At 40.9% G+C, this 12479-nt stretch carries 10 protein-coding genes; 1 reads left to right on the top strand and 9 read right to left on the bottom strand.

Translation table 11 applies throughout. The features are described from left to right. Positions 1-43: 43 nt before the first annotated feature. The 9 genes from der to ndk form a co-directional block, all read right to left on the bottom strand. Positions 44-1510 carry a ribosome biogenesis GTPase Der gene (gene der / locus GQR46_RS08830; RefSeq protein ID WP_024592997.1) on the bottom strand — a complete coding sequence of 489 codons (1467 nt, stop codon included), beginning with the start codon at positions 1508-1510 and terminating at the stop codon, positions 44-46. Positions 1511-1584: 74 nt separating this feature from the next. Continuing rightward, positions 1585-2763 carry an outer membrane protein assembly factor BamB gene (gene bamB, locus GQR46_RS08825; protein ID WP_165728755.1) on the bottom strand — a complete coding sequence of 393 codons (1179 nt, stop codon included), beginning with the start codon at positions 2761-2763 and terminating at the stop codon, positions 1585-1587. Positions 2764-2773: 10 nt separating this feature from the next. Beyond that, entirely contained in the window at positions 2774-3394 is a 621-nt protein-coding gene (locus GQR46_RS08820; RefSeq protein ID WP_165740736.1) for a tetratricopeptide repeat protein, read from the bottom strand. 19 nt (positions 3395-3413) lie between these two features. Further along, on the bottom strand, positions 3414-4694 hold the full coding sequence (hisS, locus tag GQR46_RS08815; protein ID WP_007583429.1) for a histidine--tRNA ligase: 1281 nt from the start codon (positions 4692-4694) through the stop codon (positions 3414-3416). A gap of 398 nt (positions 4695-5092) precedes the next feature. After that, entirely contained in the window at positions 5093-6211 is a 1119-nt protein-coding gene (ispG, locus tag GQR46_RS08810) for a flavodoxin-dependent (E)-4-hydroxy-3-methylbut-2-enyl-diphosphate synthase (protein ID WP_007583427.1), read from the bottom strand. A gap of 5 nt (positions 6212-6216) precedes the next feature. Beyond that, positions 6217-7086, bottom strand: coding sequence for a RodZ domain-containing protein (locus GQR46_RS08805; protein WP_007583424.1), 870 nt, complete (start codon positions 7084-7086; stop codon positions 6217-6219). Further along, entirely contained in the window at positions 7083-8921 is a 1839-nt protein-coding gene (pilW, locus tag GQR46_RS08800; RefSeq protein WP_165740735.1) for a type IV pilus biogenesis/stability protein PilW, read from the bottom strand. Before pilW ends, GQR46_RS08805 begins: the two co-directional genes overlap by 4 nt. 126 nt (positions 8922-9047) lie before the next feature. Continuing rightward, the gene (locus GQR46_RS08795) at positions 9048-10178 is read right to left on the bottom strand and encodes a bifunctional tRNA (adenosine(37)-C2)-methyltransferase TrmG/ribosomal RNA large subunit methyltransferase RlmN (RefSeq protein WP_007583420.1); all 1131 of its coding nucleotides are present in this window, start codon (positions 10176-10178) and stop codon (positions 9048-9050) included. Positions 10179-10345: 167 nt separating this feature from the next. Then, the gene (gene ndk / locus GQR46_RS08790) at positions 10346-10777 is read right to left on the bottom strand and encodes a nucleoside-diphosphate kinase (protein ID WP_007377442.1); all 432 of its coding nucleotides are present in this window, start codon (positions 10775-10777) and stop codon (positions 10346-10348) included. Positions 10778-11056: 279 nt separating this feature from the next. On the opposite strand from ndk, the gene yegQ reads away from it, so the two are divergent. After that, entirely contained in the window at positions 11057-12442 is a 1386-nt protein-coding gene (yegQ, locus tag GQR46_RS08785) for a tRNA 5-hydroxyuridine modification protein YegQ (protein ID WP_165728750.1), read from the top strand. Positions 12443-12479: the final 37 nt, after the last annotated feature.

The following is a 12479-nucleotide window of genomic DNA, read 5'->3' as shown; positions in this document are numbered from 1 at the left end:
AAAGTACGCCGTTTTTATTGTAATAAACTAACTCTTGAAAAGTTTATTTATTACGGTTTTCTTTGGCAAACGCACGTATTTTACGTTTTTGCGACAGTGTTACTTTATTAACACGGCCAGCAAATGGGTTTTCACCTTCTCTAAATTCGATTTTGATAGGGGTGCCCATAATTTTAAGCGCTTTACGGTAATAGTTCATCAGGTAGCGTTTATAGCTATCTGGTAAATCTTTAACTTGGTTACCGTGAATAACAATACGTGGTGGGTTATAGCCACCGGCATGGGCATATTTGAGCTTAACACGGCGACCACGAACAAGTGGTGGCTGATGATCGGCTTGAGCCATGTCCATAATACGACGTAACATTGCAGTACTTATACGTTTAGTAGCTGATTCATACGCTTCGTCAACAGACTCGAATAAATGACCAACACCTGTACCGTGTAGTGCAGATATAAAGTGTAGGCGTGCAAAGTCAATAAAGCCTAAACGGCGATCGAGCTCTGATTTAATACGATCTTTAACGTAATCGTCTAAGCCATCCCATTTGTTCACTGCAATTACCAATGAACGACCTGAGTTAAGAGCAAAGCCTAATAAGCTTAAATCTTGATCTGAAATACCATCGCGAGCATCAACAATCAATAACACAACGTTACAATCTTCGATTGCTTGAAGCGTTTTAATTACTGAGAACTTTTCAACAACGTCGCTTACTTTTTTACGCTTACGAACACCTGCGGTGTCAATTAACACATACTCTTTTTCATTTCGAGTCATCGGAATGTAGATAGAGTCACGTGTTGTACCTGGCATGTCGTATACAATTACGCGATCTTCACCCAGTATACGGTTTGTAAGCGTTGACTTACCAACGTTAGGGCGACCAATAATTGCAAGCTTTACAGGTTTGTCTGCAAATGCCTGGTGATCGGTATCGCTGTCTTCATCTTCTTCGTAAAGATTAATAAGCTCTTCGTCATCGCCTGTTACGTCTTCGTCTTGTGCAGCTAATTCAGCAATAAGCGGCTGAAGTGTTTGCTCAAGTAATAACGTAATACCACGGCCATGCGATGCAGCAATATGATGAATTTCACCTAATGATAATTGGTAAAATTCAGCACAGTTTGAATCTGCATCAATACCATCGGTTTTATTAGCAACAACAAAACACTTTTTATCTTGCTTGCGCAAGTGATTAGCAATTGCTTGGTCAGCTACGGTCATACCTACACGAGCATCTACTAAAAACAGAACAATGTCGGCTTCTTCAATGGCTAGCAGAGATTGATCTGCCATTTCGATTTCGATGCCTTCTTCTGAGCCATCAATACCGCCCGTGTCTACCACGATAAATTCATAGCCATCGTAACTAGCTTGGCCATATTTTCTATCTCGTGTTAAACCTGGAAAATCGGCTACGAGTGCATCACGAGTACGTGTTAAACGGTTAAATAATGTGGATTTGCCCACATTGGGTCGCCCAACTAGAGCGATCACGGGAAGCATAAACTACCTCTTTAAAAAACAACAAAAGGCTTCGCAGTGCGAAGCCTTAAAAAAACCATATGACTATTAGTAACTTAGTTTGGTATTTTTACCATACTAACTTCACCATCACGGGTGTATAAAATTAGCTTATCGTCGGCAACAACTGGCTCAACAAAAAAGCCCGAGCTGTCAAAGTCTTCACGAGATACTAGCTCGCCAGTTTCTTTATTTAGCCAATGTAGGTTACCTTCTTGGTCGCCTAAAGCTAAGTGGCTACCTGCAACTGCAGGCCCTGTTAGGTACCAACCACGTAGAGCGGGTTGGCTCCAACGTTCAATACCTGAATTTTTATCTAATGCGTAAATAACACCATCGCTATCTACTAAATAAATTGTTTGTGCATCCATCGCAATTTCGCGGTAGCTGCTGTACTCACGTTTCCATACAACATTGCCAGAGCGAATATCTACAGCAGCTAAGTTGCCGTTGTAAGCTATAGCGTAAGCGTATGGACCGCTAATAAGTGGTTGAGTGTCTACGTCAACTAGGCGTTCAAATTCTGATGCGCCTTTAGCAACCGCAATTTCTGCGCTCCATGCTGAGTAACCACTGTCTGAAATTAATACGCTTAGCTTGCCTGTTTCAAGGCCTACTAATACACCACCGTTAGCAACGGTTGGCGAGCTTTGTCCGCGTAATGTTAGTGGTGGAACTTCTTGTTCAAAGCTCCAACGCTCTTCGCCTGTATCTGGGTGAAGGGCTAACAATTTACCAGAGCCTAAATTTACAAATATTAAGCCATCGCCTGCTGTTGGTTTAGACAGTGATTCGCCTGGTACGTTTTTACGCCAAACTTCTTCACCGGTTTCGCGATCAAGAGCAATAATAAAGCCGTGTTCAGAACCTATATAAATTTTACCATAGGCTTGCAAAATACCACCTGATAATTTTGCATTTCCGTTGTTAGCCCAAGGCCAAAATGATAAGTCTTGGCGTACATCGGTTTCCCATTTTGTATCGCCATTATCAAGCGAAAGCGCTTCTACTTGGCCTTCGCGGCTAGCAACATACACAGTATCTTTGTAAACTGCGGGTGTTAAACGAGAAAAATAATGCTCTACGCCATCACCTACAGATTCTTGCCAAACAACGTCAGTTTCAAATTGGTTTACAATTTCAGGAAGTACTAGTTCATCTTCATCATCACTTGATGAACAACCCATCAATGTTGCCATACATAGGGCAAGAGCTGCTGTTGTAAATTTTTTCATGCCTAAAACCTTATGCCGCTGGGCTAGTTACTGCTAGGTCATCTAACTTAATTTGTAATAGTGGGTTACTTGTTAATCCACCCGCATCTATTGCTGCTTGGTATGCAGTACGTGCTTGATCTTTATTACCTTGCTCAGTGTAAATGTCGCCTTTAAGCTCGGCCACGTTTGCATTGAACGCTTCAGGTAATGGTGCATTTAATGTCGTTAATGCATCGTCATATTTAGTTTGCGCAATTTGAACACGTGCTAAACGTGTAATCGCAATTGCTTTTAATTCTGTATTTGGCGTATTAGACACAACCCAGCTTAGCTTTTCGCTTGCTACGTCTAGTTTTTTCGCTTCTACTGCGTCTTTTGCAGCTACAAATGCTGCAAGTGTTGCGTAGTTTGTATCTTTATTTTCGCTAATAAACGCATCAGCTGAAGATAATACATCATCGCTTTCAACAAGTGTTGTATATGAATCTGATGCTTTTTCAGCGGTAGTAATTTGGTTTTGGTTATATGCTTTCCAGCCATATAAGCCACCTAGGCCAACAAGTATACCTAGCGCAAGTGAAATGCCGTTTTCACGGAAAAAGCGTTTAATGGCTTCTGCTTGTTGTTCTTCTGTTGAATAAATGTCCATTCTTACCTCTAATGTTCGCTTAGCCGTTAATAAGCTCAGCTAATAGCGCTTTAGCTTGTTCTAATTCTAATGTGACTTGTTCTTTACGCTCGCGTAAATACTTGATGGTCACAACGCCTTTTTCTAATTCATCTTCGCCAATAATCACTGCAACAAGTGCATCGCTTTTATCAGCACGTTTTAATTGTTTTTTAAAGTTGCCGCCGCCCGCATGTACCATAACGCGCAAACCCGGTACGTCTTTGCGTAGTTGCGCTGCAATTGCAGGTGCTTGAATGCTTGCTTTGTCGCCCATTGCTGCTAAATATACATCAGCATTACGACGAATGTCACCTACACACTCAAGTGCTTGTAGTAATAATACTAAGCGCTCTAGACCCATTGCAAAACCAACTGCTGGCGTTGCTTTGCCGCCAAGTTGTTCAACTAAGCCATCGTAACGTCCGCCAGCACATACAGTGCCTTGTGCACCTAAACTGTCGGTTACCCATTCAAATACAGTGCGGTTGTAGTAGTCTAAACCACGTACTAACTTTTCATTAACCGTATATGAGACGCCAGCAGCGTCTAAACGTTCACATAAATTTGCAAAATGTTCTTTTGATTCAGCATCTAAATTTTCAGACAATTTAGGCGCATCAGTTAAAATTGCTTGTACGTCTGGATTTTTGCTATCAAGTACGCGTAATGGGTTTGAATACATACGACGTTTTGAGTCTTCATCAAGCACATCAATGTGTTGCTCAAGGTAGGCTACTAACGCATCACGGTAATCTGCACGCGCTTCGTTAGACCCTAAAGAATTTAGCTCTAAACGAACGTGGTCAGTAATACCAAAGGCTTCCCATAGTTGCGCTGTTAATAAAATAACTTCTGCGTCTATATCTGCTGTAGCAATACCAAATGTTTCTAAACCAAATTGGTGAAACTGACGGTAACGACCTTTTTGCGGACGCTCGTGACGAAACATTGGACCCATGTACCAAAGGCGTTGTTCTTGGTTGTATAGTAAGCCATTTTGGTTGCCAGCACGTACGCATACTGCGGTGCCTTCTGGGCGAAGTGTTAATAAGTCGCCATTGCGATCGGCAAAGGTGTACATTTCTTTTTCTACTATATCGGTAACTTCACCAATAGAGCGTTTAAATAAGTCGGTTGATTCTACAATAGGAAAACGAATTTCTTGATAACCGAACGATGCTACTGTCTCGCGTAAAATGTTTTCTACTTTCTGCCAAACTTGTGTATCGCCCGGCAGACAATCGTTCATACCGCGAACTGCCTGAATTTGTTTTGCCACTGATAAATCCTAAATGCTGTTTTTTTGTGTAATGAAAAATGCTTACACAACAAGAATGCTAAAAATTGACCCGTCATTATATACCCAAATGACCCCATGATGCGAGTTTCAGTTGGAATTAAAAGCGATTTAGGCAAGGCATTGATTGAAAGTAATAGTGGTTCTATTGTTAAAATCAATAACGCAGTATAAATCGCTTTTAAACCAACCCGTTGGGCGGTTCACAGACACTTACTCTCATCGTTGTTACTTTTTAAAAGGGATTGCCATTCTTGCAAAGTAACGCCTTGATATTAAGAGCCTGTGAAACGCTGAATTCTGTATCTTGGGGTCGTTTGGGTATCCACTAGCTATAAAGGTAAACGGCAAACCACGGGGTTTGCCACCTTAAACGGTATTTATTCGACTATTTTTATGTCAATCGGTGTTTGGCTCTGCTTTTTTTCTATAAAGTCGCGTACATAACCTTCAAGCTGATCAACAATGTTGTTGTTATCAATGCGCGCTTTTTGGCGTTCGCCATTTATATACAAACCAGAGCGACGATTTGCACCGGCAAGCCCTATATCACTCACAAGCGCTTCACCTGGTCCATTTACAACGCAACCAATTACCGAAACTGACATAGGTTCGATAATATCCTCTAAGCGCTCTTCAAGTTGGTTCATGGTGCTTACTACATCAAACTCTTGGCGTGAGCAGCTAGGGCAGGCAATAAAGTTAATTCCACGCGAACGAATGCGCAATGAATTTAAGATATCAAAGCCGACTTTAATTTCTTGAACAGGATCGGCAGCAAGTGATACACGCAGGGTATCGCCAATACCTTCGGCTAATAACATACCTAAACCTACTGCAGATTTAACAGAGCCTGAGCGCATGCCGCCCGCTTCGGTAATACCTAAATGTAGTGGTTGGTCTATTTCTTTAGCGAGTAAGCGATATGCTCCTACAGCTAAAAATACGTCAGACGCTTTTACTGATATTTTAAATTGGTCAAAATCAAGGCGGCGCAATATATCTACATGGCGCATTGCTGATTCTAATAAGGCTTCTGGTGTTGGTTCGCCGTATTTTTCTTGTAAGTCGCGCTCTAGTGAACCGCCATTTACACCAATACGAATAGGAATGTTATGCTCGCGTGCTGAGTCTACTACGGCTCTAATACGCTCTTCACTACCTATATTCCCTGGGTTTATACGCAGGCAATCAACGCCGTATTTTGCGACTTTTAAGGCTATACGGTAATCAAAGTGAATATCGGCTACTAGCGGAATCGTTACTTGTTCTTTAATACTTTTAAACGCTTCGGCTGCATCCATTGTTGGTACTGATACACGGACTATGTCGGCACCTGCATCTTGTATTGCCTGTATTTGTGCAACAGTTGCATCAACATCCATGGTGTCGGTGTTGGTCATTGATTGCACTGCAATAGGGGCACCATCACCAATAGGGACGTTACCTACATTGATTCGGGTGGATTTTCTGCGTTTAATTGGAGATTCTGAAAACATAGCGACTACTCTGCTAGTGGTAATGTAAATTTGGCTAAACGGTTTTGAGGAAATGCAGAAACATCTACAGGTTCACCGTTTAAAGTAATGTCTACAGCGTCATGCTTACCAAGCACAACTGAAAAAGGAGGCGTACCGCTTACGGTCATAATGTAGCCTGCTTTTTTAACGCCGAATGCTATTTTCTCGCCTTCGCCGTCGTAAATTTCAACCCAACTTTCGCCATTAAAGTTCATGACAATTGTACTGCTAGCATCGTCTTGACTTGCGCTGTTAGAAGCAATAGGAGCCGTTTCTTTAACTATTTCTGGGCTTGTTGATGTTTCACTAGACGTGCTTTGTGATTCTAATAATGATTCATCGTCAATTTCGGCTTGTTGCTGTTGCTCTGAAATACTGGGTTGAGCGGCTTGGCGCTCGCTCATTTTTGAGTTGGCAACGTTTATGTTACTCGTTTGCTCTTCAATAGGTGTCGCGTTTTGCCAAAACCATAAAGCAGATGAGCCAATAACAATCGCTAAAATTAAATAGCTAAAAAACATTAAGCGGCTGTCGTTTGCTTCTTTTTCTGTACGGCGTGAAAAACTCTGCATATTAGCGGGTTTAGCCGGCTCCGGTGGGGCTGGCATCATTGCTAATATAGGTGCGCTATCTACTTTTAATTCACGGCAATAGTTTTTTATATAGCCTTTAACAAAAGTAATAGGGCCTAGTAATGTAAATTCATCATTTTCAAGGCGTTTAATTTGAAGTTCAGACAGCTTTAACGGTGCAGCAATAGTCGCTATGCTAACGTTCGCTTGTTCTCTGTGATTTTTTAATATCTGGCCTACAGTTGGCTGTTCGCTCTGTGTTTGCGTATTTTCTTCATTCATAATGTGTATGAGTCTGGATCCACTAGTAAAAGTTTGTGCCCTGGTTTTAGTGCTATATCAGGACTTAATTTATTCCATCGCATTAATTCATCAATTAATACATGCCGCTGGGTAGCTATATCGTAAAGGGAATCACCAGCTTTAATTTCGTAATAAATATTTGGATCGTTTAGGTATATTTTACTTCCATTCATTACCCGATCCGACTCTTTTAGACCATTCCATTGCAGGAGCTTTTGTAGTTTAACATTGTATCGCACCGAAATGCTAAATAGGTTTTCGCCAACAGCAATTACGTGAAATGGCACGCGTAAAGGCGATACTTTAGGGTTAAGCATTGGGAGCTCTGTTTTTTGTACTGCTTCGTAACTTTTAAATTCAATATCTGCATCATTTTGATAGCTGCTATTTTTAAATACAGTTGTATTTTTAGTCGCTTCGTAGAATACCACGTCACTACTATTTTTTTGAGCGGTAACTGCAGGAACTGAATTACTATAGTTACTTGTTTGCTGCGAATTAAACTGGCCTGTTTTAGGTGCGCCAAACGAAATTATTGTAACTTCGTCATCGGCTTTAGCTGGTTGTTTTGTTGCTATAACTTCTTTTTGAGGTTCGTAAACGGGCTTAGCTTTTTTAGGTGCAGCTACTACGGAATCTGCAGAGTCGTGCTTAGTAGTAAGTGCAAGCATAACAGCCGATGTATCGGTAGGGTTGCTTGGCGCGACGACTTTAGGAGCATCTTCTTTTTGAGTTGTTATTTGTTTTGCTATTACGGTTGCTTCATCGGCTTGCTTACTGACCGTGTTTTTTACCGCCTTAGCTTGCTTTTCTCTTACTATAACTGGATTTACATCTTGGTTATTTGCTATTGCGAGCTTTTTATCTGTTTTTTGCTCGTCGTTTGTTACCAAGCTTGTTGAACCGTCTTGTGGTGAACGTTTCTTTCTGATTACTTTTATTTTTGGTTTTGAACTAACGTGCGCGCCGCTTTCGTCATTTTTTAGTTCTTTTAACTGCGCTTTACGGTATTTTTCTCGCAGTATTTCAAACTCATTAAAACGTGTTCTTTTCTCTTTTAATGCATAGGCTTCGTTACTGCTAGAGTAAGTTTGTAAGATAGTGCTGGAAATTTTTTCAGCCTCTTCTATTCTGCCCATTCTGTTTTTTACAAGGTAGCTAAGCATTAATGCGCGAGAAGATACTCGACCTGTGCTTTCGTAGCGTTTTAAAAGTTCACTGGCTTTGTATAAGTCACTTTTTGCGTAATACAGCGCTGCTAAACTAATTAACGTAGATGTACGCTGAGAGCTGTGATTAAGTGCCTGTTGAAAGTAACTTTCTGCATTTTCAAAATCATCAAATTCAATAGCACACAAGGCTAAATTTTCGTAACTTTCGGCAACGCGAATATAACTTGGTACTTCAATGGCTTTTAAAAATTGATCAGTTGCACGATCGTATTCATCAATACCACATAAAAACACGCCGTAGTTATTAAGGGTATTAGGATCGTCAGGCTTTATTTCGAGTGCTTTTTGGTAGGCTTTATCAGCTAGCGGGTTTTCGCCTACTTGTTGATAGTAATAAGCAAGAGAGTAATGTACTTCAGGTAGGTCAGGAGCAAATGCAGCTGCACGTTCTAAATTGTATTTGGCTTGAGAGTTATTACCCGTTTTTAAATACTGTAGGGCTAAAGCAATTCGTGTTCGTGCTGCGCCAGTATTATTAATTTTATTTTCGACGACGGGCTTATTACTGCCGTTATAACTACTTTCGCTAACACAGCCACTTAAGGCAAGTGTTGATAGTGTTATAGCAAGTATAGATCGCATTACCTTATCTCTTTATTTTTAGTCCATGGCGCCTATCTTACCTAAAACCTTTGTTGTTGCATCATTTATTTAAAAATAAACAACTTAACCACCCTACATGACTAATTAACATAGGGTGGTTACAGATTATGCTTGGTGGATATTAACGCTAATTGCGTTATCGTCACGCATTTTCTTTTTAGCTAAACGTTTAGTACGGTCAACTACATCACCTACTAACTGTCCGCAAGCAGCGTCAATATCGTCACCGCGAGTTCGGCGCACAATACAGGTAACGCCTGCTGCTTGTAATACTTTTGAAAAACGGTCAATACGGCTATTGCTTGAGCGCGTGTATTCATTACCCGGAAACGGGTTAAACGGAATAAGGTTTACCTTACAAGGTGTGCCTTTTAACGTTTGCACTAATGCATGCGCCTGATCGGTGCTGTCGTTAATACCGTTAAGCATAACGTATTCAACCGTTACATCTTTATTTGCTTTTGAGCCATCGATATAACGACGACACGAGGCTAAAAATTCTTCAATAGGGTACTTTTTATTAACTGGCACTAAAATGTCACGCAGTGCGTTATCGGGTGCGTGAAGTGAAATAGCCAGTGCTACGTCAATTTTCTCTTTTAGTAAATCAAGAGCAGGTACAACGCCTGAAGTACTTAATGTTACGCGGCGCTTAGATAAACCAAAGCCCCAATCGTCCATCATTAGTTCCATTGCTGGCACTACGTTTTTAAGATTAAGTAAAGGCTCGCCCATACCCATCATTACAACGTTAGTTACTGGGCGCTTTTCGCTATGACCATCAAGGCCTATATCTTTAGCTACACGCCAAACTTGACCAATAATTTCAGATACTTTTAAGTTACGGTTAAAGCCTTGTTGAGCAGTAGAACAAAAAGTACATTCAAGAGCACAACCCACTTGTGATGATACACATAACGTAGCGCGCTCTTTTTCAGGGATCCAAACGGCTTCTACTTCTTGGCCGCCTTCCAGAATAAGTGCGTACTTAATAGTACCGTCGCTTGCTTGTTGGCGCACAGTGATTTCTGGCGCTACAATTTCGCACTCAGCTTTAAGTTTTTCTTTAAGCTTTTTGTTTACGTTGCTCATATCGTCGAAGTTATCTACGCCAAAATGATAAATCCATTTCATCACCTGGTCACTACGAAACGGCTTTTCACCGAACGATGCAAATAGCTCGCGCATTGCTTCTCGGTTTAAATCTAATAAGTTAATCTTTTTTTGCTCGGTCATGAAACAACCTCAATCGGTGACGGTGGAGATAAAATTTACGAGGACGAATTGTACACAATTCACTCACTTTAATCATTAAGTAAAACATCATGAGTTTCTGATTAATACTTTACGTAATGACTAAAAAAGGGCCCGAAAGCCCTTTTCAATATGTTAACGAATTCGAATTAACGAGTACGTGAACAAAGCTCTTCGTCAGCGAAGAAGTACGCGATTTCGCGAGCAGCAGATTCAACAGCGTCAGAACCGTGAACAGCATTTTCGTCGATGCTATCAGCGTAGTCTGCACGTAAAGTACCAGCTAGTGCTTCAGCAGGGTTAGTAGCACCCATGATTTCACGGTTTTTAAGAACAGCGTTTTCGCCTTCAAGAACTGTAACCATTACTGGACCAGATGTCATGAAAGATACTAAAGCACCGAAGAAAGGACGTTCGCTATGTTCAGCGTAGAAACCTTCAGCTTTCTCTTGTGAAAGGTGAACCATTTTAGCTGCAACGATTTTAAGGCCAGCAGATTCGAAACGGTTGTAGATAGCGCCAATGTGGTTTTTAGCAACTGCATCAGGTTTTACGATTGAAAAAGTACGTTCTAAAGCCATCTTTATGCTCCAATAATTTTAAGTAAAAGTGTGAATATTAACGGGCGCGAATTATACGCGTTTTAAGTGAAAAATCCTAATTTTATTAAAAACCAGTTTGGTTGCCGTTTTGTGATCTCGATCAAACGCAAATTATTGACCGCATTTATACTGCCGCGCTTCTGTTTACTTATTTGTTAATGACTAATCTGAATTCTGCTTGGGATAGATTTATTTTTCAGAGTTTAGGTTAACTACTTATGCAACTGGCTTAAACCCAGTTTGATGTATGGAGCGCACATGTCACCCGTTATTTCTTCAATGCCTTTTATTCCTGAATTATTATGCCCCGCAGGCAGTTTAAAAAACATGCGCTACGCGTTTGCTTATGGCGCAGATGCGGTTTATGCAGGGCAGCCTCGCTATAGTTTGCGTGTACGTAATAATGAGTTTGACCTAGATACTCTGCAAGTAGGAATTAGTGAAGCGCATGTGCAAAATAAAAAGTTTTATGTGGTGTCTAATATTGCACCGCACAACGCTAAAGTTAAATCGTATTTACGTGATATAGAACCGGTTATTGCGATGAAACCCGATGCGCTAATTATGTCAGACCCTGGTTTAATTATGCTTGTTCGTGAAAAATGGCCTGCCATGCCGATCCACTTATCGGTACAGGCGAATGCGGTAAATTACGCGAGTGTACAATTTTGGGCAAAGCAGGGAATTGAACGCGTTATTTTATCGCGGGAGCTGTCGCTCGAAGAAATAACTGAAATACGCACACTCTGCCCAGACACCCAACTTGAAGTGTTTGTACATGGCGCACTGTGTATGGCGTATTCGGGGCGTTGTTTGCTCTCTGGTTACATAAATAAGCGCGATCCAAATCAAGGCACATGTACTAATGCATGTCGCTGGGATTACGATGTAAAACCTGGTGTTGAGAACGAAACTGGCGAAATGGTGCATAAAATTGACCCCAAACAGGTTATTCCTACACTGGGTGAAGGCGCGCCAAGTAACGATGTATTTATGCTAGAGGAACAAGGTCGCCCTGGTGAGTATATGCCTGCGTTTGAGGATGAACACGGCACGTATATTATGAACTCAAAAGATTTACGCGCTGTGCAATACGTAGAGCAGTTAACAAAAATGGGTGTACATAGTTTAAAAATAGAAGGGCGTACTAAGTCATTTTATTATGTAGCGCGCACAGCACAAGTTTATCGCAGAGCAATAGACGACGCAGCTTCGGGTAAACCATTTGATACTAACTTATTTAAAACACTCGAAAATCTAGCACATCGTGGTTATACCGAAGGCTTTTTAAAACGCCATGCCCATCAAGATTATCAAAATTATGAATACGGCCATTCGGTATCAACTAAGCAGCAATTTGTGGGAGAAGTACTTGAGCGCTGCGAAAATGGATTAGTTGAAATAGACGTTAAAAATAAATTTTGTACAGGCCACTCTTTAGAGCTTATGACACCACAAGGTAACTTTACTTTTAAGCTTGAATATATGGAAAACAAAAAGGGCGAAAGTATTAGCGATGCTAAAGGCTCCGGTCACATTGTAAAAATACTGCTAGATGAAGACATTAACTTAGCGCATGCTATTTTAATGCGTAATCTTGAGGAACACCAAGATACTCGTAATCCATTTAAACAAGCTGTTTAGCTACAGCTGAATATAGTTTTTTCAAAAAACTCGGGGT

Origin of the sequence: Pseudoalteromonas sp. Z1A6, from assembly GCF_011378745.1 — a bacterium.
Taxonomy (GTDB): Bacteria; Pseudomonadota; Gammaproteobacteria; order Enterobacterales; family Alteromonadaceae; genus Pseudoalteromonas; species Pseudoalteromonas arctica.
This window is presented reverse-complemented; position numbering and strand designations above follow the sequence as displayed.